The organism is Actinomycetospora termitidis (genome assembly GCF_030286555.1).
In the GTDB taxonomy this organism is placed as follows: Bacteria; Actinomycetota; Actinomycetes; order Mycobacteriales; family Pseudonocardiaceae; genus Actinomycetospora; species Actinomycetospora termitidis.
Genome location: NZ_JASVWF010000001.1, coordinates 1,209,707 through 1,235,870, shown reverse-complemented (window position 1 = coordinate 1,235,870; position 26,164 = coordinate 1,209,707). Strand labels below are relative to the sequence as shown.

The 26,164-nt window shown below is 75.4% G+C and carries 22 protein-coding genes; 10 read left to right on the top strand and 12 right to left on the bottom strand.

All coding sequences use genetic code 11. The features are described from left to right. The first annotated feature begins 12 nt into the window (after positions 1–12). The 3 genes from QRT03_RS06150 (at position 13) to QRT03_RS06140 (ending at position 4,000) form a co-directional block, all read left to right on the top strand. Positions 13–339, top strand: coding sequence for a hypothetical protein (locus tag QRT03_RS06150; protein WP_286051607.1), 327 nt, complete (start codon positions 13–15; stop codon positions 337–339). 326 nt (positions 340–665) lie between these two features. Continuing rightward, the gene (locus tag QRT03_RS06145; protein ID WP_286051606.1) at positions 666–2,318 is read left to right on the top strand and encodes a hypothetical protein; all 1,653 of its coding nucleotides are present in this window, start codon (positions 666–668) and stop codon (positions 2,316–2,318) included. 116 nt (positions 2,319–2,434) lie between these two features. Beyond that, a complete protein-coding gene (locus QRT03_RS06140; protein ID WP_286051605.1) occupies positions 2,435–4,000 on the top strand; it encodes a serine/threonine-protein kinase in 1,566 nt (521 codons plus the stop codon). A 319-nt stretch (positions 4,001–4,319) separates the two neighbouring features. On the opposite strand, the gene QRT03_RS06135 is transcribed toward QRT03_RS06140, so the two are convergent. The 4 genes from QRT03_RS06135 to QRT03_RS06120 form a co-directional block, all read right to left on the bottom strand. Beyond that, positions 4,320–4,784: a hypothetical protein gene (locus QRT03_RS06135; protein ID WP_286051604.1), complete on the bottom strand. Its 465-nt coding sequence runs from the start codon at positions 4,782–4,784 to the stop codon at positions 4,320–4,322. A gap of 48 nt (positions 4,785–4,832) precedes the next feature. Continuing rightward, positions 4,833–5,360, bottom strand: coding sequence for a hypothetical protein (locus QRT03_RS06130; protein ID WP_286051603.1), 528 nt, complete (start codon positions 5,358–5,360; stop codon positions 4,833–4,835). A gap of 117 nt (positions 5,361–5,477) precedes the next feature. Further along, a complete protein-coding gene (locus tag QRT03_RS06125; protein WP_286051602.1) occupies positions 5,478–6,152 on the bottom strand; it encodes a response regulator in 675 nt (224 codons plus the stop codon). Beyond that, a complete protein-coding gene (locus QRT03_RS06120) occupies positions 6,149–7,408 on the bottom strand; it encodes an ATP-binding protein (RefSeq protein ID WP_286051601.1) in 1,260 nt (419 codons plus the stop codon). Before QRT03_RS06120 ends, QRT03_RS06125 begins: the two co-directional genes overlap by 4 nt. 173 nt (positions 7,409–7,581) lie before the next feature. Here QRT03_RS06120 and QRT03_RS06115 point away from each other — a divergent pair, with 173 nt between their 5' ends. From QRT03_RS06115 to QRT03_RS06090, 6 genes are read left to right on the top strand one after another with little or no spacing between them, the layout of a single operon-like run. After that, positions 7,582–8,808, top strand: a complete 1,227-nt coding sequence (locus QRT03_RS06115; protein ID WP_286051600.1) for a PspC domain-containing protein — start codon at positions 7,582–7,584, stop codon at positions 8,806–8,808. After that, on the top strand, positions 8,801–9,109 hold the full coding sequence (locus QRT03_RS06110; protein ID WP_286051599.1) for a hypothetical protein: 309 nt from the start codon (positions 8,801–8,803) through the stop codon (positions 9,107–9,109). Before QRT03_RS06115 ends, QRT03_RS06110 begins: the two co-directional genes overlap by 8 nt. A gap of 10 nt (positions 9,110–9,119) precedes the next feature. Next, entirely contained in the window at positions 9,120–9,689 is a 570-nt protein-coding gene (gene ureA, locus QRT03_RS06105) for an urease subunit gamma (protein WP_286051598.1), read from the top strand. A 5-nt stretch (positions 9,690–9,694) separates the two neighbouring features. Next, positions 9,695–11,365, top strand: coding sequence for an urease subunit alpha (locus QRT03_RS06100; RefSeq protein ID WP_286052078.1), 1,671 nt, complete (start codon positions 9,695–9,697; stop codon positions 11,363–11,365). Positions 11,366–11,373: 8 nt separating this feature from the next. Continuing rightward, positions 11,374–13,014 (top strand): amidohydrolase, encoded by a 1,641-nt coding sequence (locus tag QRT03_RS06095; protein WP_286051597.1) that lies wholly within the window; start codon positions 11,374–11,376, stop codon positions 13,012–13,014. Between the two features lie 16 nt (positions 13,015–13,030). Beyond that, positions 13,031–14,326, top strand: a complete 1,296-nt coding sequence (locus QRT03_RS06090) for an MFS transporter (protein WP_286051596.1) — start codon at positions 13,031–13,033, stop codon at positions 14,324–14,326. 14 nt (positions 14,327–14,340) lie between these two features. Here QRT03_RS06090 and QRT03_RS06085 read toward each other — a convergent pair whose 3' ends face one another. Continuing rightward, positions 14,341–14,820: an Lrp/AsnC family transcriptional regulator gene (locus tag QRT03_RS06085; RefSeq protein WP_286051595.1), complete on the bottom strand. Its 480-nt coding sequence runs from the start codon at positions 14,818–14,820 to the stop codon at positions 14,341–14,343. Between the two features lie 106 nt (positions 14,821–14,926). Between QRT03_RS06085 and QRT03_RS06080 the strand changes: the two genes are divergently transcribed. Further along, the gene (locus QRT03_RS06080) at positions 14,927–16,120 is read left to right on the top strand and encodes an amino acid permease (RefSeq protein ID WP_286051594.1); all 1,194 of its coding nucleotides are present in this window, start codon (positions 14,927–14,929) and stop codon (positions 16,118–16,120) included. Positions 16,121–16,188: 68 nt separating this feature from the next. On the opposite strand, the gene QRT03_RS06075 is transcribed toward QRT03_RS06080, so the two are convergent. The 7 genes from QRT03_RS06075 to QRT03_RS06045 form a co-directional block, all read right to left on the bottom strand. Then, a complete protein-coding gene (locus tag QRT03_RS06075) occupies positions 16,189–17,376 on the bottom strand; it encodes an FAD-dependent monooxygenase (RefSeq protein WP_286051593.1) in 1,188 nt (395 codons plus the stop codon). A 32-nt stretch (positions 17,377–17,408) separates the two neighbouring features. Then, positions 17,409–17,957, bottom strand: coding sequence for a hypothetical protein (locus QRT03_RS06070; protein ID WP_286051592.1), 549 nt, complete (start codon positions 17,955–17,957; stop codon positions 17,409–17,411). Between the two features lie 47 nt (positions 17,958–18,004). Continuing rightward, positions 18,005–19,126, bottom strand: coding sequence for an aminotransferase class I/II-fold pyridoxal phosphate-dependent enzyme (locus QRT03_RS06065; protein ID WP_286051591.1), 1,122 nt, complete (start codon positions 19,124–19,126; stop codon positions 18,005–18,007). A gap of 34 nt (positions 19,127–19,160) precedes the next feature. Then, the gene (locus QRT03_RS06060) at positions 19,161–22,418 is read right to left on the bottom strand and encodes a bifunctional cytochrome P450/NADPH--P450 reductase (RefSeq protein WP_286051590.1); all 3,258 of its coding nucleotides are present in this window, start codon (positions 22,416–22,418) and stop codon (positions 19,161–19,163) included. A gap of 11 nt (positions 22,419–22,429) precedes the next feature. Continuing rightward, on the bottom strand, positions 22,430–23,110 hold the full coding sequence (locus tag QRT03_RS06055; protein ID WP_286051589.1) for a hypothetical protein: 681 nt from the start codon (positions 23,108–23,110) through the stop codon (positions 22,430–22,432). Continuing rightward, positions 23,107–23,271, bottom strand: a complete 165-nt coding sequence (locus QRT03_RS06050) for a hypothetical protein (protein ID WP_286051588.1) — start codon at positions 23,269–23,271, stop codon at positions 23,107–23,109. Before QRT03_RS06050 ends, QRT03_RS06055 begins: the two co-directional genes overlap by 4 nt. A gap of 98 nt (positions 23,272–23,369) precedes the next feature. Further along, the gene (locus tag QRT03_RS06045; RefSeq protein ID WP_286051587.1) at positions 23,370–26,123 is read right to left on the bottom strand and encodes an AAA family ATPase; all 2,754 of its coding nucleotides are present in this window, start codon (positions 26,121–26,123) and stop codon (positions 23,370–23,372) included. Between the last annotated feature and the right edge of the window lie 41 nt (positions 26,124–26,164).

The following is a 26,164-nucleotide window of genomic DNA, read 5'->3' as shown; positions in this document are numbered from 1 at the left end:
CATCCTGGTGCCATGGGAACGGTCATCGACCTGATCGCGACGATCGTCGCGATCCTGGGTCTGCTCGCCGCCGTCGGCTACGGCGGCTACCTGCTGATGCTGCGCTCGGTGGCCACGAAGCGCCCCGGCGCCTCGCACCTCGCCACCGACGCCCGCAAGCGGCTGCCGGCCGCGGGCGGGCTCGTCGTCGGTGCGCTCATCGCCTGGGCGCTCACGGGAGCCGACAGCGTGCCCGTCGACGTCATCGGACTGCTCGTGGGTGGCGGGATCGGGCTCGCGTCGGTCTCGCAGCTCCAGGGCGCCCGCAAGCGGCTCGCGAACCCGCCGTCCTCCTTCTGACACCACTCCTTCGGCGTCGTGCGCGGCGCGGGGCGCCGCCCGAGCGGAGCCGCTCGACGGTGACGGTCGGTCACGGGTTGCCACTCGTCGTCGCCGAGCGGTCCGGATTCCGCGGCGAACGACCGTCACTTCCGGGTGACGTCGTCGTTCGGAGGAGTGGAGACCCATCGCGGTCGCCCGTGCCCGCGACACGCCCACCCGGCGACGGAGAGCGGTCGATCGGCGTCGGACGGTTCCGAAGTGCTGGGCCGGCGTCACCCGGTCGAGTACACAGTCACCTCACGAACTGACAACGGTGGCGGGGGCTGACCGATCGGAGTGGCGCAGTGAGCGTGTCCGCGGCGGGGTCTGCACGGGGCCGGGGTGACCGGCGCGGCTGGTACGGGCTCTCGGGAACGGCCGGCCCTCAGGACCCGGCACTCCCGCCCCTGCCCGACGCCCCGCGCCGTCGCGACCGGGGCCGGCACGCCCACGGCGTCCCCGTCTCCGAGCTGGTCGTCCGGGACGACACCGGGGCCCTCCCGACGACGGGTGCGATCGTCACCGCGGGCGGGCGGATGCGCCGCCACGCCGCTCCCCTCTCCCTGACGCGCGGCACCGCCGCGACCCGGGTGACCACGGCCGCCGTCCTGGTCGGCGGCACCGCGGTCGGCGTGATCGGCGCGGTCGCCGGCCCGTCGTTCATCCCGCCGGTCGACGACTCCCCCTCCCACTCGCCCTTCGGCCCCGGCGGGGCCGTCCCGGTCCCGGGCGCGCCGGGCGGCGTGGAGGGCGTGACCCCCGGGTCGGTCACCTTCGCCGCGTTCAGCACCTCGGCCGAGAGCCTCGGCCTCACCACCGGCGGCCCGCTCCGCGGCGGAGCGCTCGCCGGCACGACGGCGCTCCCCGGCGCGGCCGCCGCCCCCGCTCCCGGCGCGATCGCACCGGGAGCGGGGGGTACGGCGCCGGGCGGAGGAGGGGGCCTGTCGAGCCCGCTCGTCCCCCTCACCCCGGTCGTCCCCGGCGGCTCGACCGGTGGGGGCGGTACGCCGAACACCCCGACCCCGGGCATCGGCAGCGGTCCCGGCGGCACGAGCCCCGTCGTCCCGATCGTCTCCGGCGCCATCGGGGACACCGGCACGGCCGTGGGCGAGGTCCTCCCCCCGCTCGCGCCCGTCGTCACCCCTGTCACGGACGCAGTCAGCGGCGTGACCGACACCGTGCAGACCCAGGTGGTCGCGCCGGTGGGCGCGACGGTCGGGACCACCGTCGACTCCGTGGGCGCGGTCGCCGCCCCGCTACCCGTCGTCGGGAACACCCTGGTCGGCCTGACCGACACCACCACCGACGTCACGAAGCTCCTCACCGGCGGCGGGAAGACGCCCTCCGGTCCCGGCGTGGCCGGGGCGACCGGGACACTGCTGAAGGACACCGGGGCGACCGTCGGCGCCGTCGCCCCGCCGCTGGCGGGCACGGTGCAGACCACGACGAGCACCGCCGCCGAGTTCGTCGCGCGGACGACCGGCGCCGTCACGGAGCCCGTGACCGAGACCGTCGGCGCGGTCGGCACCGCGACGAAGGACGTGCCCGCCGTCGGGCCCACGCTGCAGCGGACGACCACGACCGTCGGCGCCACCGTCGACACCCTGCTCAACGGAGCCGACGCCGCGGGCACGTCGGGCACGCAGAGCGGGTCGAGTTCCTCGAAGGCGTCCAGCTCCTCGAAGGCGTCCACCTCCTCCGAGGAGTCGACGACGTCCGAGGCGTCATCGTCCGACGACGAGAGCTCGTCCGACGAGAGCTCGTCCGACCAGGGCTCGTCCGACCAGGGCTCGTCCGACGAGGGCTCCGACGGGGACGAGGGCTCGTCGTCCGGGAAGGACTCCGGGCAGCAGGACCAGGAGTCCGGCCAGGACGACTCGTCGTCGGGCGACGACGCCGGCGACCTGGTCTCCACGACCACCTCCACGGTGACCTCGCTGCTCGGCGGCCAGGACTGAGGCGCACATCGGCGCCGTGACACGTCACCCGACCGTGGGACCCGACACGTCCCGCCCTCTACCCTGATGCCGCACGAGGGCCCGCGGGCCCGTCAGGCTCGGGCGGAGGGAGGCCGGTGACACCTCGTCGTGTCGTCGCCGGGCGGTATCGCCTCGAGGAGCGCATCGGCTCGGGCGCGATGGGCGTCGTCTGGCGCGGGACCGACGAACGTCTCGGCCGGGTCGTCGCCGTCAAGCAGGTCTTCCTCAACCAGGGTCTCGACGAGGCCGAGGCCGACGAGGTCCGCCAGCGGACCCTGCGCGAGGGCCGGATCGCCGCTCGTCTGCAGCACCCGCACGCGATCTCGGTGTTCGACGCCTCGATCGAGGGCGACGAGCCGTGGCTGGTCATGGAGTACCTGCCCTCGCGCAGCCTCGCCGCGATGCTCGCGGAGCAGGGCCCCCTGGACCCGCGGCTGGTCGCCCGCATCGGCCGCCAGGTCGCGGACGCGCTGGACGCCGCGCACCAGGCCGGGATCGTGCACCGCGACGTGAAGCCCGGCAACGTCCTCATCGGCAGCGACGGCACCGTCAAGATCACCGACTTCGGGATCTCCCGCGCCACGGGCGACCTCACGCTCACCCGCACGGGCATGCTCGCCGGCACGCCCGCCTACCTGGCTCCGGAGGTCGCGCGCGGGGAGGACTCCACGTTCGCCTCCGACGTGTTCTCACTGGGCGCGACGCTCTACGCCTCGGTCGAGGGCATCCCGCCCTTCGGGTCCGACGACAACGCGCTGGCCCTGCTGCACGCGGTCGCCGCGGGCGCGGTGCATCCCCCGGTGCAGGCCGGCCCGCTGACCGCGCTGCTCATGCGCCTGCTGCGCTCGGACCCGAGCGAGCGGCCCACCCCGGCCGAGGCCCGGCGGGAGCTGGGGCGCATCGCGCACTCCGCCGGGTCCGCCTCCACCGCGACCTGGTCCCGCTCGGACGTCGAGGAGGCCCGGATCCCGGACTCGCGGCGCTCCACCGAGTCCGACCCGGTCGCCTCCGGCCGGGGACGCGGCAGCACCCCGCCGCCCACCTGGCGCGGCACCCCGACCTTCGACGAGGGCACCCCGGAGCCCGGCCCGACCCTCGGCGACGCCGACCACGTCCCACCGCCGCCCCCGGCGGCCCGGTCGAACGGGTCCGCACCGCGGCCCGCCGTCGCCGCCCCGAAGGCTCCCGCTCGCCGCCGCCGGCCCACCACCGTGGTCGTGGTCGTGGTGCTCGTCGTGGCCGTGGTCGCCGGGGTGCTGCTCGCGATCGCCCTGACCAGCAACTCGGGCGGGACCGAGGGCGCCTCGCTCGGCGGTGCGTCGTCCAGCACCGGGCAGGCCGGCCCCACCGACCAGCGCACCCAGATGGTGGCCGCCGTCCGGGACTACTACTCGATCGTCACCGCGAACCCCGGCGCCGGCTGGGCCCGCCTCGGCCCGACGATGCAGGACACCACCGACGGCTTCGCCAACTACCAGAACTTCTGGTCGACGATCGCGTCGGTGCAGGTCGCCGACGCCACGGCGGTCGACGACGACACCGTCCGCGCGACCCTGGTGTTCAGCCCGCGCAGCGGCTCGGCGATCCGGGAGGTCCACGAGCTGGGCATGTCCCGCGGCACCGGCGGCGCGTGGCTGATCAACTCGGACCGTCGGCTGTAAGCGGGCCGGCCACCCTGTCGGGCCCGGCCGAAGCGTGAGGGCCGTGAACACCGACCGCCTGCCGGCCCGAGCCCCTGTCGGTGCTCGAGAGGTTGTCCCAAGCTGACCAGTGGTACTCTCAGTGTCGTTGCTGGCCCTCTGTGGAGCGGTCGGAAGTGAGCCTGGGAAGGTCCCGCCGGACGACGGGGTCCCAGGCTCGCGCTATTTCCGGGGGTCAGCGGGGGACGTCATAGAGCGTAATGCGCTCCGCGAGGACCTTGAAGTACTCGCTCTCACCCTGCAGGTGCGCAGTGACTGCGCCCGCGACGACGTCGGCGATTCACAGCAGAGGCTCGACCGGCCCTCGTGGATGGTTCATGCGCAGCGAGCTTCCCATGCTGCGGCTCGATCGGAGCTGCACCAGCAAGGCCAGATCACGCTCGTTCTGTCGGCGCTCCCGAGCCTCCAGAGCGACCTGGTCGATGCCGAACTTGTACTCGAGTTCCGGCAGCACCGCCTTGAGACACATACGTCGCCGACGCTCGCTGTGCTCCTGCGCCGCAGTCCGCACCGCCACGAGGTGCACCGCCTCGAGCTCAGCAACTCGCGCGACCAGCTCGTGGCGTCGACGCCGACCCTCGCTGTGGAAGTGAAGCTTGCGCTGCGCAGGCAGCTTCGCCGCCCGCATCGACTCGCGGCAGTCTTCGGCCACCGCGTCGTCGATCAGCGCTAGAGCGAGAACGTAGGTGCCCGGCGCAAGCCGCTCGTCCGGTTCGGACTCGTCGCCGTATGCCGTGCTGGTCACTCACGGATGATGACCTACAGCTCCGACACTCCGACCGGGCACTGACAGCTACTCGAGGCCATCCGCACCGGCCCTCTGCTCTCCCACGGTCAGCTCCGCGAAGTCGAGGCGCCACCCACTCCGTTCGACCGCAAGCCCCGCTGACGCCGCGGCGATCGGCACCCCTGGCACCAGGTGTATCAGCCCGAACACGAGGCTGCGCGGGACGGCATGGACCCAGCCGCGGGTCCCGTCCCGAAAGACCTCCTCCTCGGCCAGCACGAGCTGGGGCATCGCGACGGCGAGGAGCACCAGGAACGGCGCGAATACCCACAGGCTGTCGGTGGCCGCAGAGATCATGGCGTTGCCCGGTGCGCCGGAGAGCAGGGTCCACCATCCCCACCGCAGACAGGGCAGCTGGTACAGCCCGGCGAACGCCAGCATGACCGCGGCGATCGGCACGAGGTTGGTCAGGAAGGGACGCACGCGCAGCATGCGCACCAACGCCCAGTTCTCCGCGAGGCGGCCGCGACCCCAGAGCGCCTGGACCAGTGACGCCACCACGGCCAGCAGCACGACCACCGAGAGCCAGGACATCGCTACGCCCTCCTCCGCCGACCCCCGAACGGGACCGAACCGGGCGAGCATGGCTGAGGGGTCCGACGGTCTCCCCGCGTTGAACACCTGCGAAGCAGCGCCGGTGAGGCGCAACCACTAGACCAGCCGACGGTCCGTCGCCCACCGCGAGAGCTCGTGCCGGTTCGACGACTGGGTCTTGCGCAGCACGCTGGACACGTGGGTCTCGACGGTCTTGATCGAGATGACCAGTTCGGCCGCGATCTCCTTGTAGGCGTAGCCCCGGGCGAGCAGGCGCAGGACGTCGCGCTCGCGGCGGGTGAGCTGGTCGACCTCCGGGTCCACCGGGGGCGCGGCACCCGGCCGGTCGGCGAACGCGTCCAGCACGAATCCGGCCAGGCGCGGCGAGAACACCGGGTCCCCTGCCTTCACCCGCACGACGGCGTCGGCGAGGTCGCGGCCCGAGATCGTCTTCGTGACGTAGCCGCGAGCGCCCGCGCGGATCACGGAGATGACGTCCTCGGCCGCGTCCGACACCGACAGCGCCAGGAACACGACGTCCGGGTACTCCGTCCGCGTCCGGGCGAGCACCGCGGCACCGCCGCCGTCGGGCATGTGCACGTCGAGGAGCACCACGTCCGGCCGGTAGTGCCCGATCCCGGCGACCGCCTCGCCCACGGACCCGGCCTCGCCGACGACGCTCACCCCGCTGACGCCGGGGCCCTCCAGCTCCGCGCGCACGCCGCGTCGGAACAGGGCGTGGTCGTCCACGATGAAGACCCGCGCGGGGTCGGTGTCCACGGTCGTGCTCATGCCACCTCGCTCGGTTGCTCGGTGCGGGGCATCGTCAGCCCCACCTCGGTGCCCTCGCCCGGCGCGGTCCGCAGCCGCACGGTGCCGCCGTGCCGCTCGACGCGGGCGTGGATGGAGTCGGCGAGGCCGTGCCGGTCGGTGGGCACCGCGTCCGGCTCGAAGCCCTTCCCGCGGTCCCGCACGAACACCGAGACGGTGCCGTCCTCGACCTCCGCGTACACGCTGACCTCCTCGACCCCGGCGTGCTTGGCCGCGTTGGTCATCGCCTCGCGGGCGGCGGCGACCAGGGCCGCGGTACGCACGTCGAACACCGCGTCCCCGACGATCACGGGCGCGACCGACACCGCGAAGGTGTCCTCCACGTCGCCGGCCGCGGTCCGCAGCGCCGCGCCGAAGCAGGTGGTCTCCGGGGTCGGCGTCTCGTCGCCGGCCTCCTGGTAGAGCCAGTCCCGCAGCTCCCGTTCCTGACGACGGGCCAGGCGCCGGACCTCGCGGGCGGTCTCGTCCCCGGCGACCTCGGTGTGGCGCTGGATCAGCGCGAGGGTCTGGAGCACGGAGTCGTGCAGGTGCGCGGCGATCTCGGCGCGCTCCTCGCTGCGGATGCGCTCCCGGCGTTCGGCCGACAGCTCCCGGACCAGCCGCATCCACCACGGCACCGTCAGGACGACGACCCCGACCAGCGTCGCGGTCGCCGCGAGCAGCCCGAACTGCACCGCCCCGACGTCCAGCGAGCCGAGCAGGAACGCGGCGATCCCGCCCGCGACGAGGACCGCGCCGAGCACGGCCCGGAGCACCCCGGCCCGCCCGGAGACGACCCGCGTGCGCCCCCGGCCCGTGCCGGACCCGCCGTCGGCCTCCCGCCAGACGACGGCCGCACCGACCAGCGCCACCCCGAGCGGTCCGAGGATCCAGCCGGAGATCTGGTCGCCGACCGCGGAGAGCACGAGCGCCAGCGCGAGCCCCAGGGCGACCAGCCCGTAGCCACGCAGCCGGTCCCGGTCGTCGACCTCGCGCTCGGTGCCCGCGGGCTCGAGCGGACAGAACACCCACAGCCCGCCGTAGGCCAGCACCCCGGCCCCGCCGAGCGCGCAGAGGACGGTGAAGGCGATCCGCACCCGCAGCACCGGGACGTCCAGGTGCTCGGCGACCCCGCCCGCGACACCCGCGACGACCGCACCGCGGCGGTACCGCTGCACGCGACGCTCCCCCGCGGCGGGCGTCACGGCCTCCGCGGGCCCGGGGTCGGTCTGGGTCATGGAGCCATCGTCACACGGACCCGCGGCGGTGGACCTCGGGTTCACCGTGCGGGCGACCCCGGGAAATCCCAGGGTCGCCCGGGGTCACTACCGGGGTCGTCCCGGACGATCCGCGCCGCCCCGCTCGGCAGTCTCGGTGCCGTCACCGGCGCAGAACCGAGAGGATGGGCCTCATGAGCGGGGCAGGAGTCAAGGACGGGACGGACGTCGCGTCCGTCGCACGGGGGGTGTGGGAGACCCGGCCCGCCCGCCGTCAGGAGGACACGAAGGTCGCCGGGGTCGCGGGGGCGATCGCCCGCCGCTACGCCCTCGACCCGACGCTGGTGCGCGTCGCGTTCGTCGTCTGGGCGATCGTCGGGGGCGGCGTGCTGCTCTACCTGCTGGGGTGGCTGGTGCTCCCGTCCGATCCCGCGGACCCGGTCCGCCGGGACCGCGCGTTCGGCGCCGGGCATCGCGGGAAGGCCCCGACGCTCGTCGTGATCGCGACGGTGATCGCCGCGATCGCCACGCTCGCCCCGGCGTTCTCCGGCCGGGTCATGACGCTGGTCGCGCTCGGCGTCGCCGCGGTCGCGGTGTACCTGCTGCACACCGGGCGCTCCGACCTCGGTGTCCCGGGCACGCCCGGTGTCGCGCCGGTCGCGTTCTCCCGTCCCGACGAGTCGTCCGTGCCGGTGGCGTGGGACGCGCTCGGTGCCGACCCCCGGTCGTGGCGCCTGCCGACCGCGGCACCGCCCGCGCCCGCGCCGCCCGTGGAACGGGGGCCGCGCTCGGTCCTCACCCCCGTGACCCTGGCCCTCGCGCTGCTCGCCGCCGGCCTCGCCGGTGTCGCGCTGCTGCTCGGCGTCCCCGGCGTCACCGGGGTGTGGGTGCCGGCGGCCGCGCTGGGCGTCGTCGGGCTCGGCCTGGTCGTCGGCTCGCTGCGCTCCCGGCCCGCCGGCTGTTCGCGCCGCGGCCTGGTGTTCGTCGCGATCCCGCTGCTGATCGCCACCGTCATCGGATCGGTCGCCGTCTCCCGGGGGCCCGGCGACGACGGCGGCTTCTCGGGCGAGCAGCAGGGCGTCGGGGACGTCGTCGCCACCCCGGTCGCGGCCGCCCAGGTCCTCCCCGGGTACCGCACCGGCCTCGGCGACGTGGACCTCGACCTGTCCCGCCTCGCCCCCGGCGGGCCGCCGATCCGCACGAGCGTCGAGTCCGGGGCGGGCGACCTGACGGTCACCGTGCCCGCCACCGCCGACGTCACCGTGACCTGCGCGCACGGGCTGGGCGACATGGACTGCCTCGGCCGGACCGGCAACGCGGTGACGGGCCTGGTCGACCTCGGGCCGGACGGTCCGGGCGGACCGGTGATCGACCTGCAGGTCCGCAACGGCGTCGGGGACGTGGCGGTGCGTCGTGGCTGAGTCCGGATTCGACCCGAAGGCCTGGCGGACCCCCGAGCAGCCGTACACGGTGCACGCCGACGCCGACCGCCCGGAGGCCGCCGGGGAGGCCCCCGCGGCGCCGGCCCGACGGGGACCGAGCCTGATCGCCCTGCTCGTCGGGCTGGTCAGCGTCGCGGTGGCGGCGCTCGCGATGGCCGCCCCCGCCGTCCTCGTGGCCGTCGACCCGCGCTGGGTCCTGGCCGCGGCCGCCGTCGTCATCGGCGGCGGGGCCCTGCTCGCCGGCGCACGCCGGGTCGGCGGGCGGCGCGTCCGGGGGTAGAACCTCCGACGTGCACCTCACCCCGCGCGAGCACGAACGGCTCCTGCTGGCCGCCGCGGCCGACCTCGCCCGCCGCCGCCTCGCCCGCGGGGCGCGGCTCGGGGTCACCGAGGCGGTCGCGCTGGTGTGCGACGAGGTGTGCGAGATGGCGTGGGACGGGATGGCCCACGACGAGGTGGTGGCCCGGGCCCGCCACCTCGTCGACCCGTCCTCGATCCTCGACGGGGCCGCCGCCGCCGTGCCGTCGGTGCAGGTCGAGGCCCTCTTCCCGCACGGCACCGCGCTCGTGCACGTCGACGCCCCGTTCGGCTCCCCCGGCGACGACGACGCCGGGGCGGTGCGGGTCGGCGACGGCGAGGTCGTCCTCGCGCCCGGGCGGGAGCGGGCGGAGGCGACGCTGCACAACACCGGCCGGCTGGACGTCTGGGTCTCCTCCCACGTCCCCCTCGACGCCCTCAACCCCGCGCTCGTCGTCACCACCCCACCGGGCCGGTGGCGCCTCGACGTCCCCGCCGGCACCGCGCTGCGGGTCGCACCGGACGAGCACCGCAGGGTGGAGATCGTGGAGCTGAGCCCGTGACTGCCATGGATCGCCGCGACTACGCCCGCCGCTACGGCCCCACCACGGGCGACCGGGTCCGGCTCGGCGACACCGGACTGTGGGTCGAGGTGGAGGCCGACGACGTCGAGCACGGCGAGGAGATGCTCGGCGGCTGCGGCAAGACCGCCCGGTACGGCGCCCTCGTCACCGGCCGCGCCGGGCGGGACTCGGCCCTCGACCTCGTGATCCTCGGGGTCCTCCTGATCGACCCGCTGCTCGGCGTCCGCAAGACCTCGATCGGCGTGAAGGACGGCCGGGTCGTCGGGATCGGGCGGGCCGGCAACCCGGACGTCGTCGCGGGCGTGGACCTCGTCGTCGACGCCCACACCGCGATGGTCCCCGGCGAGGGCCTGATCGCGACGCCGGGCGCGGTCGACTCGCACGTGCACCTCTCCAACGCCGACCTCGCTCCGGCCGCCCTCGCGACCGGCGTGACGACGCTGGTCGGGATGGGCATCGGCGGGGTGTGGGACGTCGGGGCGAACCCGGCGACCAACCTGCACACGCTGATGGCGTCGTGGTCGGCGGCTCCGGTCAACGCCGCCTTCCTCGCGCGCGGCTCGACGTCCTCCCCGGCGCTCATCGAGGCGGCCGTCGAGGCCGGCGCGGGCGGGTTCAAGGTCCACGAGGACTGGGGCGCGGGCCCGGACGCCGTCGACACCTGCCTGTCCGTCGCCGAGGCGGCCGACCTGCCGGTCGCCCTGCACACGGACACGCTGAACGAGTCCGGGTTCCTCGCCGACACCCTGTCCGCCGTCGGCGGGAGGACCGTACACGCCTACCACGTGGAGGGCGGCGGTGGGCATCCCGACCTGCTCCAGGTCGTCCGCGAACCGCACGTCCTGTGCTCCTCCACGACCCCGACGCTGCCGCTGACCGCGGCCACCGTCGCCGAGCTCGGCCCGATGACCCGCACGGTGCACCGCGCGCACGCCGACGTCGACTCCGACCTCGCGATCGCCGCCTCCCGCATCCGCGAGCACGCGATCGCCGCCGAGAACGCCCTGCACGACCTCGGCGCGATCTCGATCGTCAACTCCGACGCCCTCGGCATGGGCCGGATCGGGGAGACCGTGCGGCGGTGCTGGCAGCTCGCGCACGTGAACGCCGTGCTCGCCGGGGAGACCGGACCCGACGTCGCGAACAACGCCCGCGTGCTGCGGTACCTCGCCAAGCTGACCGAGAACCCGGCCCGGGCGCACGGGCTCGCGGCGCATGTCGGGTCGCTCGCGCCGGGGCGGCTCGCGGACGTCGTGCTGTGGTCCCCGGCGTGGTTCGGCACCTCCCCCGAGCTGGTCCTGACGTCGGGCTTCGTCGCCTTCGGCGCGGCCGGCTCCGGCTCCGGCTCGACCCGGCTCGGGCAGCCGCGGCGGATGCGGGCCTTCCACGGCGGGCGCGGCGGGGCCCCGACCCGGCTCGCGCACCTGTTCGTCGGGGTCGGCGCGACCGACCTGCCGTCGGGACCGTCCTACCTGCGCGTCGGGGGTTCACGCGGACTGGGCAGCGCGGACATGCTGCACAACACGGCCACCCCCGTCGTCGAGCTGCCGGGGGAGCCGAGCCCGGTCCGCGTCGACGGCGAGGAGGTCCCGCTGGAACCCCGCATCGACGCGGCCCGCGACCTGCCGCTGACGCGTCTGCACCATCTCGCCTGAGGAGTTCCGTGGAGATCGACCTGCACCTGCACGACGCCGCCGTGCTGACCCTCGACGGGGACGGCCTCGGCCGGACCGCGCGGGGACTGGCGGTCCACGGTGGCCGGGTGCTGGCCGTCCTGGACGACGGGTCGTTGCCGGCGGGGATCACCGCGCGGCGGACCGTGGGCGCCGCGGGAGCCACGGTGGTGCCCGGGTTCGGCGACGCCCACAACCACATGGCCTGGTACGGCCAGACCCTCGCCGAGATCGACCTCGCGGGGATGCGCACGCTCGACGAGGTCTACGACGCGGTCGCGCAGCGGGCCGCGGAGCTGCCGCCGGACGCGTTCGTCGTCGGCTCCGGCTACGACGACGTGCTGCTCGGCGGCTCCCCGCACCACGCCGCGCTCGACCGCGCCGCCGGGGGCCGCCCGGTGCGCCTGCAGCACCGCTCCGGGCACGTGTGCGCGGCGTCGACCGAGGCGCTGCGCCGGGCCGGGATCCTGTCCGGCACGGTCACCGCGCCCGAGGGCGGGAAGATCGTGCTGGACGACGAGGGCGCGCCCACCGGTGTCGTCGAGGAGGCCGCGCAGCCGCTGATCGCGGACCTGATGCGGCCCTACGCCGTGCCGGACGTCGCCGAGGCCCTGGGCCGCGCGTCCGCGGTGTACGCCGCGCAGGGCCTCACGCAGGTCACGGAGTGCGGCATCGCGGCCGGGTTCATGGGCCGCACCCCGCGCGAGCTGGGCGCCTACCAGCTGGCCCGCGAGCAGGGGCTGCTCACCCAGCGGGTCGTCGTCATGCCGGTGGACGCGGCGCTGCACGAGGTCGCCGGGGGTGAGGGTGTCGGGATCGACCTCGGGATGCGGACCGGATTCGGCGACGACCGCCTGCGTCTCGGGCCAATGAAGATCTTCCTGGACGGGGCCCTGAGCTCGCGGACCGCCGCGATGGGCGAGCCGTTCGTCGACCGCGACCACGCCGGCTACTACCAGGACGACCCCGGCCACATGCACGACATGATCGTCGGCGCACACCTCGCGGGGTGGACGGTGGCCGCGCACGCGATCGGCGACCGCGCGGTGGCGATGGGACTCGACGCGTTCGCGGACGCGCAGGCCCGCCTGCCCCGCCCGACCGTCCGGCACCGGATCGAGCACGCGGGCGTCGTGTCCGATGAGGAGGTCCAGCGCTTCGCCGCCCTGGGGATCACGCCGGTACCGCAGGCGCGGTTCCTCGTCGAGATCGGCGACTCGATGGCCGCCGCCGTCGGCGACCGCACCGACCTGCTCTACCGGCACGCGTCGTTCCTGCGGGCCGGCGTCCGGGTTCCGTCGTCGTCGGACCGGCCGTGCGTCGCCGACGGCCACCCGCTCCGCACGATGGCCGCGATGGTGACCCGCCGCTCGTCGTCGGGACGGTTGATCGGCCCCGACGAGCGCGTCGACCCGGTGACGGCGCTGCGCTCGCTCACCGTGGACACCGCCTGGATCGCGGGCGACGAGGCCCTCCGCGGGTCGCTCGCCGCCGGGAAGTACGCCGACCTGGTCGTGCTCGGCGACGACGTCACCGCGATCGACCCGGACCGCATCGGCGACACCGAGGTCGTCGCGACCCTGCTCGAGGGCGAGCCCACCCACGGCGCCGCCGCCCTCGGGCTGGACTGATCACCAGGAGGTCCCCGTGACCGAGCACGACCTGACGTCCCGCCCGACGGTCACCGAACGCGACGCCCGCCGCGTGGCGTTCGGCGCGTTCGTCGGCACCGCGCTGGAGTGGTACGACTTCTTCCTCTTCGGCACCGCCGCGTCGCTGGTGTTCAACCGGCTGTTCTTCGTCTCCGGCAACCCGGCCGCGGCCACGGCGGGCGCGTTCGCGACGTTCGCCGTCGGTTTCCTCGCCCGCCCGGTCGGCGGCATCCTGTTCGGCCACCTCGGCGACCGGATCGGGCGGCGCACCTGCCTGATCGTCACCGTGGTCATGATCGGCGTCGTCACCGGGCTGATCGGCCTGCTGCCCACCTACGTCGACATCGGCGTCGCCGCACCGGTGCTGCTGACCGCGCTGCGGCTGCTGCAGGGCATCGCGGTCGGCGGGGAGTGGGGCGGCGCGGTGACGCTCGCCGTCGAACACGCGCCGCCCGAGAAGCGCGGGCGCTACGCCGCGATGCCGCAGGTCGGCTCGCCCATCGGCACCCTGCTCTCGTCGGGCGCGTTCCTGGTGGTCGCCCTGCTGCCGCCGGAGGACTTCGACGCCTGGGGCTGGCGGCTGCCGTTCCTGGCCGCGTTCCCGCTGCTGCTCGTCGCGCTCTACCTGCGCCGGCGGGTCGAGGAGTCGCCGCTGTTCGCGCAGCTGCTGGCCGAGGACGCGCGGGCGTCGTCGCCGGTGCTCGAGGTGGTCCGCCGGGCGTGGCCCGCCCTGCTGGTCGGCGCCGGCACCGCCTTCCTCGGGGTCGGTGGCTTCTACCTCGTGACGACCTTCGTCATCAGCTACGCCACCGCCGAGCTCGGCGTCCCGCGCTCGCTGATCCTCACCGCGACGCTCGTGGCGGCCGCGGTAGAGATCGTCGTCCTGCTCGTCGGCGGCCGGCTGGGCGAACGCTTCGGCGCGGCGCGGGTGACGGTGGTCGGCGGGATCGCCTCCGCGCTCGGCGCCCTGCCGATGTTCTGGCTGATCGACACGACGAACGCGGTCCTGGTGATCCTCGCGGTGACGGTCGGCGTCGCGCTGCTGTCGATCCCCTACGCCGTCTCCGGCGACCTGCTCGCCCACCTCTTCCCCGCGCGCCTGCGGTACTCGGGCATCGCGCTCGCCGCGAACGTCGCCGGCGTCGCCTCCGGCTTCGTCCCGCTCGCCGCGACCGGCACGCTCGCGCTCGCCGGCGGCTCGTCCTGGGGGCCGGGCCTGCTGTTGGTGGTGATCGCGCTGATCACGACGCTCACCGCGCTGGCGGCCCCGCGCCTGTACGTCCGTTCCTGACGGCGGGTCCGGCGTCACCGGACCCGGTCGACCGGCAGCGGTCCGCGCGACAGCACGGTGCGGATCGCGAAGGTCGACCGGGCGTCGGTGACCGCGTCGACCGCGAGGACCTGGTCGAGCAGCATCGACTCGTACGCCGCGAAGTCGGGCACGACCGCCTCGACGAGGAAGTCGGCGTCCCCGCTCACGACGTGGCACGCGATCACCGCCGGGATCGCGGTCAGGGCGTCCTCGATCGCGCGCGACGTCCGGCGGGAGTGCTGGTCGACCCGCAGCGAGATGAACACCGTCATCCCGAGACCGGCCCGCGTCCGGTCCAGCTCGGCCCGGTACCCGCTGATCAGTCCGGCCGCCTCGAGCGCCCTGGTGCGGCGCAGGCACGACGACGGCGACAGGGACACCCGCTCGGCCAGCTCCACGTTCGCGATCCGGCCCTCGCGCTGCAGGATCGTCAGGATGGTGCGGTCGATCTTGTCGAACTCCTCCTCCGGCACGTCGTGCAGCCTAGTGGCCGGATACTGACGGATCATTGCGCCGATCAGCCCGGATGCCGATGGATTCGGCAGCGGATGCGCCGCGCCGCGCGCGATCGTCGTGGACATGGACGAACTCACGACACCGCGAGCGGTCACCCTCTACGTCGGCGCCCTGCTCGGGCCCGGCGTGCTCCTCCTGCCCGGCCTCGCCGCCGAGGTCGCCGGCCCGGCGTCGACCGTCGCCTGGGGCGGCCTGCTCCTGCTGTCCGGGCTGCTCGCGACGGTGTTCGGGGCGCTCGGGCGCGCGTACCCGGGGCGGTCTGGCGCCGCGGGATTCGCCGGGGCGGCGTTCGGCCCGCGCGCGGAGCGGGCGGTCGCGGTCTGCTTCCTCGGGGGAGCCGTCCTGGGGGCGCCGGTCGTGTGCCTGATCGGCGCGTCCTACGCGGCGCGGCCGCTCGGCGGCGGACCCGGGATGACCACGGCCCTCGCCGCCGTCCTGCTCCTGCTCGTCGTGACGCTGACCGCCTCCGGCGGGCGCTCGTCCGCGCGCGTCCAGCTGGGGCTCGTCGGCGTGCTGATTGCGCTCGTGGCCGTGGCCGTGCTCGCCGCGGCCCCGCACGCACGGGCCGGGCACTGGACGCCGTTCGCCCCGCACGGCTGGGTCGCGGTCGGCACGGCGAGCTCGGTGCTGATGCTGTCGTTCGTCGGCTGGGAGGCGGTGTCCCCGCTGACGGCGCGCCTGCGCTCGCCGCGTGGTCAGCTGCCCCGGGTGATCGCGGCCGCCTTCGTCGTGACGTCGGTGCTCTACCTCGCGCTGGCCGGCGCGACGGTCGGCGTCCTGGGCCCGCGGGCGGGGAGCCCGACCCCGGTCGCGGACCTGCTCGCGACCGGCGTCGGGCCCGCCGGCGCCCTGGTGGCCGCGGTCGCCGCCGTCGCCCTCACCCTCGCGGCCACGAACGCCTACCTGACCGGCGCCGCCGCGATGACGACGGAGGTGTCCGGCCCGGCGCTCGCCCGCCGCCTCCCGGTCGGGGTCGCGGCGGTCGGGGTGGTGCTGCTGGTCGGCACCGGCACCGGATGGTGGAGCACCACCACGCTCGTCGCGATCCCGACCGTCCTCTTCCTCGCGGTGTACGTCGCCGCCACGGCGGCCGGTGTCCGCCTCCTGACCGGAGGCGTCCGCGTCGCGGCGGCGGCCGCGTGTGTGGTGGTCACGGTCGTGCTCGCCTTCGCCGGTCCCGTCGCACTGGTGCCGGTGCTCGTCGTGGGGACGGTGGTGCTGGGCGGCCGCCGTTCGTCAGCACTGAGCCATTGCTGACACGTGACGTCAGGATGGCGCCGTTCGCACACCTGACGTCAGGAACGGGCCATTGCTGACACGACGTGTCAGGCGTTCGCGATCGCCGGCACCGGCGCCGCCATCGGGACCCGGGACCGCCGCGCGGCGAGGCGGGAGAACCCGGGGATCGCGGACAGCACGCGCAGCACCGTCGGCGGCGCGGTGTCCCCCGCGGCGTTGCGCCCCGCGGCCGCCCGCTCGGTGCGGACCTGGCGCTGCTGCTCGGCCTCCACGGTGGGTCGGCGGCGCCGCTCCAGCTCGGCCGGGTCGCCCCCGGTGACGACGAGGTTGGCCAGCTCCGCCGCGTCGGCGAGTGCCAGGTTGATCCCGTTGCCGCCGACCGGGCTCATCACGTGCGCCGCGTCGCCGAGGAGCACGACGCCGGGCCTCGACCAGGTGTCCACCGTCGTGATGCGGACCGGCAGCAACGTCAGGTCGTTCACGCTGCCGACGCCCGCCCGGACCCGGTCGGCCAGCCACGGCAGGACCGCGCCGAGCGCGTCGATCAGTGGGTCCACGCCCGCCTCCCGCACCTGCGCGAACGTCCCGGCGGGGATCGACCAGCCGACCTGCCACTGCCCGGTGCCCTGGTCGAGCAGCGCCACCGTGCCGCCGGGACGCGCGAAGAGGTCGAGCCCGGAGGACGGCGGGTCGTCGTCGTGCTGGTCGACCGCGGCCCACAGCAGGTCGAGGCTCGCACCCAGCTCCGTGGCCTCGATCCCGGCCGCGGTACGGACCTTCGACGACCGGCCGTCCGCGCCGACGACGAGGTCTGCCGCGAGCTCGTGGGCCTCGCCGTCGACGGTGTAGCGCACGCCGGTCACGCGGTCGCCGTCGCGGACGAGGTCCGAGAACCGGGCACCCATCCGCACGACGGCGCCGAACCCCTCCGCCTTCGCGGCCAGCCACGGCAGGAACCGGGCCTGCGGGATCAGCGCGTAGAACGGGAACCGCGACGAGGCGCCGCGGTAGTCCAGCAGCCGGTACGTGCGCTCCGGGGTGTGCCAGCGGAACGCGTCCGAGCGGGTGTGCGGGACCTCGGCGAGCAGGTCGTCGGCCAGCCCGAGGTCGTCGAGGTACTCCAGGACCCCGGGCGCGAGCGTGTCACCCCGGAAGCGCCGGGCGAAGTCGTGCCGCGCCTCGAGCAGCGTCACCTCGACCCCGCCCCGCGCCAACAGGTACGTCAGCAGCACCCCGCCCGGTCCGCCGCCGACCACCACCACGCTCGTCCCCATGCCACCATATTATCTCGGCGACCAAGATATTGTCAGGGTGCGAGCGCCCACCGGACCGTCAGCTCGTAGCCGCCCGTGTCGTTCGTGCGGGCGCTGGCCTCGAGGGCGACGCCCGACGTCCGGCAGGGCACCGGGCTCGTCCCGACGGGGTCGGGGCACTGGACGGAGTACGGGCGGTAGTCCGGCTCGCGCGCCTGGTTGCCGCGGAACACCGCGTCGTCGACGGTGTCGGCGCGGGTGGACCCGGGGTCGGGGTAGGGCAGGGTCTCGACCTGCACGCCCCGTGCGTCGAGCACCGGAAAGCGATGGTCGTCGTACTCCCGCGTCGGCTCGCAGAAGCGGGCACCGCAGTCGTCGACGAAGCGCGCGCGGTACCACCACCCCCGGTTGCCGGCCGAGTCGCGCAACGTGCACCGCCACCCGCTCCGGTCCGGGTCGTCGCAGGAGGCCGTGATCGCGGCGCGATAGCGCGCCGACATCTGCTCGGCGACCAGCCGCTCGGCCGCCGGACGGTCGGGTTGGCGCCCCATGAGGTAGCCGATCGTCCCGGGGATGCCGAAGGCCAGCAGCGGGACCAGCACGACCACCACCGTCGGGTGTCGCCACAGGAGGTCGACGACCCCGGTCCTCACAACTTCCGCAGCCGCAGCAGCGCGTCGGCGAGCACCTCGTCGCGCTTGCAGCAGGCGAACCGCACCTGGGTCTCGACCCCCTCCGGCGACGCGTGGAACACCTGGTTCGGCACGGCGGCCACCCCCACGCGCGCGGGCAGCGAGCGGCAGAACTCCAGCGAGTCGGTCTCGCCCAGCGGCGCGATGTCCGCCGTCACGAAGTACGTCGCCTTCGAGTGGTAGACCTCCATGCCCAGCTCACGCAGGCCGTCGGTCAGCAGGTCGCGCTTGGCCTGGAGTTCCCGACCCATCGTCGCGAACCGGTCGTCGGGCAGCTCCAGCCCGACGGCGACGGCGTACTGGAGCGGCGTCCCGGAGGCGAACGAGAACCACTGCTTGACCCCGAGCACCTTCTCGATCAGCTCCGCCGGCCCCGTCGCCCAGCCGATCTTCCAGCCGGTCACCGAGAACGTCTTGCCCGCCGACGAGACCGTGACCGTCCGCTCCGCCATGCCCGGCAGCGTCGAGATCGGGACGTGCACCTCGTCGTCGAACAGCAGGTGCTCGTAGACCTCGTCGGTGAGGACGATCAGGTCGTGCTCGATCGCCACGTCCGCGACGGCCTGCAGCTCGTCGCGCGAGAGCACCGCGCCGGTCGGGTTGTGCGGGGAGTTGAGCAGGATGACCTTCGTCCGCTCGGTGACCGCCGCCCGGAGCAGCTCCGGGTCCAGCCGGAAGTCCGGGGCGCTGATCCGCACCGGCACCAGGGCTGCCCCGACCAGCACGGACGCCGCCTGGTACAGGTCGTAGAACGGCTCGAGGGCGATCACCTCGTCGCCGGCGCCGACGAGCGCCACCAGCGCCGAAGACAGCGCCTCCGACGCCCCGGCACACACCACGACCTGCGACGCCGGGTCCAGGTCGATCCCGTAGAAGCGCTGCTGGTGGTGGCAGATCGCCTCGCGCAACGCCGGGACCCCGACGGCGGGCGGGTACTGGTTCTGCCCGCGGTGCATGGCGGCGACGGCGGCGTCGACGACCTCCCGGGGCCCGGGGGTGTCGGGGAAGCCCTGGCCGAGGTTGATCGCGTCGTACTGCACGGCCAACGCGGACATCTCGGAGAAGATCGTCGTCGCCATGGTGCTCCATCCTCGCCGGGCGCCCGGCCCGGCGCTACACCACCGCGGTCTCCCCCCAGATGTCCTCGAGGTAGCGGCCCTGCGCGCGCAGCCCCGCGAACCAGGCCTCGGCGTCGGCGTCCCCGGCGCCCGTCCGCGTCCGGAAGACGTCAGCCAGCGCCGCCCGGACGCCCGGCGCCATCGTGGCCGCGTTGCCGCACACGTAGACCACCGCGTCGGACTGCAGCAGCGCCCACACCGCGTCGGCCTCCGCTGCCAGCGCGTCCTGGACGTAGCGGTGGTGGCCCGGGACCCGCGAGCACGCCGTCACGAGCCGGGCCACGCCGTCCTTGTCGTACCGGGCGAGCTCGTCGGCGTAGAGCAGGTCGTCCTCGGGGTCGCGACAGCCGAGCACGAGCAGGGACTCCGCGATCGGCACCCCGCGGGCCGCGAGCGCGCCCCGGTCCTGCAGGAAGCCGCGGAACGGCGCCATCCCGGTCCCCGCGCCCACCATCAGCATCGGGCGGTGCGGGTTCTCGGGCGGCCGGAAGGCGATCGAGGGCTCCCGCACCAGGCAGAACACCGTCCCGCCCTCGGGTGCCGCGGCCAGGTGCGTCGAGCAGGTGCCGCGGTAGCGGCCCTCCCCGGAGCGGGCGGGCTCGTCGAGCACCCCGACCGTCAGCGACGCCTCGTCGGACACCGACGGCGCGGAGGAGATCGAGTAGTAGCGCGGCCGCAGGGCCGGCAGCAGGTCGAGGAACTCCGCGAACCCGATCGACGCCTCCGGGTGCCGCTCGACCAGCTCCAGGAACGTCACCCGCGGCCGCCCGACCTGCTCGCGGTAGCGGGCGCGGGCCCCGTCGTCGGTCCCCGCCAGGGCCGCGAGGTCCTCGCGCACCGGGCCCGGCGGCATCGACGCCGCGAGGGCGGTGATCTGCGGCCGGGTGGCGACGTCCTGCAGCTCCACGCACCCGGCGAGGATCGCGAGCAACGGGTAGGGCTCCCCGGTGGGCAGGTGCGTCGGGGCCCCGCCGGGCGCCGAGAGCGTCGCGTACTGGCCCGCGTCGAGCCCGAAGCGCGCCATGACCCGGTTCAGCAGCCCGACGTCGTTGCGCGGCAGCACCCCGAGGTGGTCCCCCGCCCGGTAGGTCGTCCCGGCGGGCAGCGCGATCTCCACGTGGCGCACCGACCGACCGCCCGGGGTGCCCGCCCGCGCCGTCAGCTCCCGGTTCACGACGACCGTCGCGGGCACCGCCGCGAACGACCGGACGACCGGGCTCCCTCCGCGGCGGTTCTCCAGCGACACCCGCAGCCGCGGGCCGCCCGCCGCCTCGGCATCGACGGCCGCGACGCCGCACGCCGTGCCCAGCGCGTCCCACAGCCCGGCGTACCAGTCGTGGAACTGGCCGTCGAAGTCGCCGCGGGCGTCGCCCTCGCCGCGTCGGTACACGCGTTCCGCCCCGGCGGCGGCGAGCCGGTCGTCGATCAGGGTCGGCACCGCCTGGTAGGTCGAGGCCCAGTCGCGGTTGCCGCAGCCGAACACGGTGTAGCGCACCCCGGCGGCGTCGGCCCGGTCACCACGGACCCAGTCGCAGAACGCGGTGGCGTTGTCCGGCGGCAGCCCGTTGTACGACGCGGTCACGACGACGACGGCGCCCTCGGCCGGGAGGTCGGCCCGGGACGGCGAGGCCTCGCCCATCCGCACCGACCCGACGCGGTCGTCGAGCGGGGCGAGCATCGTCGCCCAGCCGCGGTCGGTGCCGTCCCGCGCGATGCGGGTGGCGATGTCCTCGGCCGCCCCGAGGTTCGACCCGAACAGCACCAGCAGCGGGGTGCCGTGCCGGTCGGCCACCGGAGCGGACTCCTCGACGACGGGTGCGGGTTCCGGGCGGCTCGTCACCGGTCCACCGCGCGTGCGCCCCGCCCGCGGCCGCACCTGGATCGTCAGCCCGTCCGGCTTGAGGGTCAGGCTCTCCTGGATCCGGAGCCGGTAGTCCGCGTGGTCGACCAACTCGAAGCGCTGCAGCACCATCGCCAGCACCAGGATCGCCTCCTGCAGCGCGAACTGGCGCCCGATGCAGGCCCGCACCCCGGAGCCGAAGGGCTTGTAGGCGTTCGGCGGGCGGCCCTCGCGCCGCTCGGGCGCGAAGTGGTCGGGGTCGAACTCCCAGGCGTCGTCGCCCCAGACGTCGGTGTTCCGGTGCAGCGCGATCGAGGCCGCGACGATCGGGGTGCCGGCGCGGAACTCGAAGCCGCCGACCGTGGTGTCCTCGAGGGGCTGACGCGTGAACGCCGGCGCGGTCGGCCACAGCCGCAGGGTCTCCTCAAGGATCTGCGTGACGTAGGTCAGCTTCCCGATCTGCGCCGCGGTGGGCGCGGCGGACAGGTCCGTACCCAGGACCTCGTCGACCTCGGCCTGCGCCCGCGCCACCACATCGGGCGCCTTCAACAGGTAGGAGATCGCGAACGAGAGCAGCCCGCTGGTGGTCTCGTGGCCGGCGACCAGGAAGGTGATGCACTGCGAGACGATGTTGTCGTCGGGCAGCGGCCGCCCCTCCTTGTCCGTCCCGACGAGCATGTGGCCCAGCAGGTCGTCCCCGGGCTCGCCGGAGGCGCGGCGCTCGGACAGGATCTGCTGCACCGTGTCCTGCATGAACTGCATGTCCGCCTCGAGCGCCCGCTGCGCGCCCCGGCGCATCCGCACGACGGCCGGAGGGATGCGCTGGCGGGCCTGACTCTCGTTCAGGGCGCCCATCATCGCGCCGACGAACGGGTGCTGGGTGTCGCGGTAGAACGAGTTGAACCGGTACCCGAAGCCGCACAGCGCGATCGTGTCGAGGGTCAGCCGGGTCATGTCGCCGGTGACGTCGATCGACTCGCCCGGGTTGAGGCGCTCCCACTTGAGCAGCAGCTGGTCGGCGATGTCGACCATCAGCGGCACGTAGGCGCGGATGGCTCGCTGCGAGAACGCCGGCAGCAGGATGTCGTGGGCGCTGCGCCACATCGGGTCGTCGGAGTCCGCGGTGAACAGTCCCGCCGAGCTCTGGGTCTTGCGCAGCTCGCGCTGCCCGGCCCCGACGTACTTCACGAACCGGGTGTCGTCGCAGAGGTCGTCGATCATCTCCAGGCCGGACGCGATGTAGCGGGGTCCGTCGGCGGCGTGCAGCACGAACATCGGCCCGTACTGCGTCGACAGCTCGAGCAGGCGCTGCATCGTCCGGCCGGACGGCAGGTCGCGCAGGTTGCCGATCAGCGGGAGGGGCTTCGGACCGGGGATCGGGCGGGCGCCCTCGGGACGGTCGGGGATGGCCACGGCGGGCTCCTTCAGGACTCGACGACGGGCGTGGGAACGGGGGCGGGGTCCGGCGCGGGCGCGCGGTGGACCAGGACGGCGACGGCGACCAGCACCACCCAGACCGGGAGGACGAGCAGGGCGGCGGGATGGTTCGTGACGCTGAGCAGCAGGAACGCGCCGAGCAGCCACCCGACGACGGCCCACGCGCGGCCGAGCACGCCGCCGGCGTGCAGCAGCGTCGTCGTGGTGAGGACGAACATGCCGGCGCCGCGGACGGCGAAGACGAACACGAGGCCGTACCCGACGGCGGTGAGGGCGCGGGCCGTGCCCGGGTCCACGGTCGGGGGCCCGCCGCGGGAGGCCGCGAACGCCGTCGCGCCCACGGCGGCGGTGCCGGCGAACAGCATCGTCACGAAGATCGTGCCCGCCAGCAGGTTCAGCCCGTGGGCCATCCCGGACGGCCGGGGGGTGAGCGTGTCGAGCATCGAGCGGATCGCGGTCATGTGCCAGAGGAACGCGATCCCGGCGAGCGGCACGAGGTAGAGCCCGAGCGCGACGAACAGGGTGTCCCCGCCGGCGGCGTAGAAGGCGGTGTAGGCGGAGTCCGGGTCGTCGAGGTGGGGCGCCCGCGCGAGCAGGACCATCGCCGTGACGAACAGGACGACGAACAGCAGGCCCGAGCCCGCCGCGAGCCGCGCCTCGCCCCTCACCGGGCCTCCCCGGGCTCGGGTCGCGGGGACGGCTCCAGGTCCTCCAGGACACGCAGGAGGTCGAGCGTGCCCGAGAACGGCTGCTCGTCCCCGGTGTCGGTGGCGGCCGTGCCCTCGAGGCGGCCGTCCCGGGACCGGGTGATGTCGAGGGTGACCCGCATGCCGACGAGCGTGCGGCCGCGGCCGGCCGGGCCGACCCGGCCGCCCCCCCCCAGTCGGCCTTCCAGCCGACCGGTGGTGACCGTCGCGCTCCGGACCGTCAGCGCGCCGGGGCGGCGGCCCGGTCCCGCAGCCCGGCCCGGGAGGTGACGCCGAGCTTCGCGTAGACGTTGGACAGGTGGTAGGCGACCGTGCGCGGGGAGACGAACAGCTCCCGCGCCACCTCGCGGTTCGTCAGGCCCCGCACGACGAGGGCGACGACCGCGTCCTCGTGCGGCGTGAGCCCGAGTGCCTCCTCCGCGCGGGACGGGGTGAGTCCCGCGGCGTGCAGGAGCGCCTCGCAGGTCGCGAGGAAGGGGGCCGCGCCGAGGGCGGTGAGCCGGTCGCGGGCGCGGCGGAGCAGGTCGACGCCGGCGCGGCGCTCGCCGGCCTCGACCAGGTGCCGGCCGAGCTCGGTCTCCAGCCGGGCCGTCGCCAGGGGCGCCTCGACGCCGAGGGCGAGCCCGTCCTCGAGGGCCCGCCGTGCCGCGGCGGGGTCGCCGCGCGCCCCGCAGAGCAGGCCCCGGAGCCGGGCGACGTCCACGTCGACCGCGCCGGGCGGGGAGCCGGGCGGCAGGTCCAGGGCCGCCGCGGCGTCCCCGAGACGTCCCTGCCGCAGCAGCGCCTCGGCCTGCAGCACCCGCGGGGCCCGGGCGCCGACACCGTCGGCGAGGGCGAGCACGTCCGGACGCAGGACGGGGTCCAGGGCGCGCAGGACCGCGGTCGGGTCGTCCTCCACCACGCCGACGAGCGCCCCGGCGGTCGCGTGGGTGATGACCGACCCCCACCACGGGGCGCCGACCTCCGCCGCGACCGCGAGGTGCGCCCGCGCCGCGGCGACGTCGCCCCGCACGGCGTGCATCTGTGCCGCGTGCCCACGCACGAGCGCCTCGGCGAACCCCTGGCCGGCGTCCCGGGCGGAGGCGACGGCGAGCTCGGCAGCGTCGAGCCCGTCGGCGTGGCCGAGTCGGTCACGGACGGCGGCGAGGGTGCCGGCGGCGATCGTCGCCATGCGCACCCGGGTTCCGCCGCGGGCGAGGTCCGACGCCTCCGCGAGCAGCGCCTCGGCGACCGCGTCGTCACCGGCCGCCGCGGCGAGGAGCCCCCGCGCGACGAGGACGTCGGCGTGGCCGCGGGTCCTCGCCCCCGGGGTGCCCGCCGCGACGTCGAGCACCGCGTGGGCCTCGGCGAGCCGACCCTGCGCGGCCAGCCCGAGGACCAGCGCGAAGCCCGCGGGGCGGCGGACACCCGACCCGCCGTCCGGGTCGGCAAGGCACGCGCCGGCCCGGTCGACCGCCTCCGCCGGACGTCCCTCCAGGGCCGCGAGCAGGGCGAGGTCGGCCGCGGCGGTCAGCCGGGCACGGTGGTCGTCGTCCGCCGCGGCCGCCGTGAGCAGCGGACGGGCCGCCGCGAACCGTCCCCGCAGGAGTGCGAGGCGCCCGAGCAGCCCGTCCCGGACCGGGCCCGGCGGGGCCGCCGCGACGTCGGGCTCCGCGTCCCCCGCGCGCCCGACCTCACCGGCCGCGAGCAACCCGCCGACCGCCGCGCACGTCCGTCGCGCCCGGGCGGCGGGGTCGGAGGAGAGCGACGCCGCGGCGCGCAGCAGGTCCGCGGCGTCGAGCGCGGACGCCCCCGGGGCTGCCCGCTCCAGGTCCGCGGCCAGCTCGTCGTCGGGCCCGGCGGCCGCCGCGATCCGGTGGGCGAGAGCGGCGCGCCCCGCGACGTGACCCGCGGCGACGCGGTGGAGCCGGCGGCGACGTGCCGGCGGGTGGTCACCGTGGACGGCCGCCCGCAGCAGCGGGTGCACGAACCCGACCTGCCCGAGAACGCCCCGTTCCTCCAGCAGCCCGGCGACGACGGCCTCGTCGAGCGCGTCCGCGACCGCGTCGGGTCCCTCGAGCACGCCCGGCTCGACGGTCCGGGCAACGGTCGCGGCGACCGCGAGGGCACAGGTCTCCCCGAGCACCGCGGCCGCGACGACCAGGGCGCGCGCGTCCGGGCCGACCCGGGCGAGGCGGGCGAGGACGGCCCCGTCGAGGGAGCGTGGTGCGGGCAGGACGTCGGTGGTCGTCGCGGCCAGCACGTTGCCCGGCAGGTCCTCGAGGAGCGTCCGGGCGTGCAGCGGGTGACCGCGGGTGCGCGCGTGCAGCCGCTCCGCGGTGCCGGTGGATCCCAGCGGACGCCCGAGCACCGCGGCGAGCTCGGACAGCTCGGCGGGCGCGAGGCCGTCGAGGTCCAGGCGGTACGCGCCGGGGGCGGAGTCGAGGAGGCGTTCCCACCGGTCGTCGCGGTCGCCACGACCGGGTGGGCCGCCGAGGGGGTCCGGCGACCGCCACCCCAGCAGGGCCACGAGCCGGTCGTGGCGCAGGCGGCGCAGCAGGAACACCAGCGCCCGGACCGAGGCGTCGTCGGCCCACTGCAGGTCGTCCACGACGAGCAGCACCGGGTCCTCGCCGCCGACCGCGCCGAGCGCCGCGAGCAGTTCCCCGCCCACGGCCGTCGGATCGGCGCTGCCCGCGCGCCGGTCCCCGACCAGCGGGTACCGGTCGAGCACCGCGGGCGGGAGACCCGCGGTGAGCTGGTCGACGACGCCCAGGGGCAGCGTCGACTCGGACTCCTCGCCGCTCGCGCGCAGCACGGTCGCCGGCGCCGCCCGCTCGAGCGCCGCGGCGATCAACGACGTCTTGCCCAGGCCCGCAGCCCCCGCGATCCGGACGATGCCGGGCGTGCCGCGTCGCGCCGCCGCCACGGCGGCCGCGACCACGCTCAGTTCAGTGCGCCGCCCGACGAACGGACGACTCGTCCGGATCGTCACCCGGACAGCGCACACCCGCTCGCGCACCCTTGTCCACGATC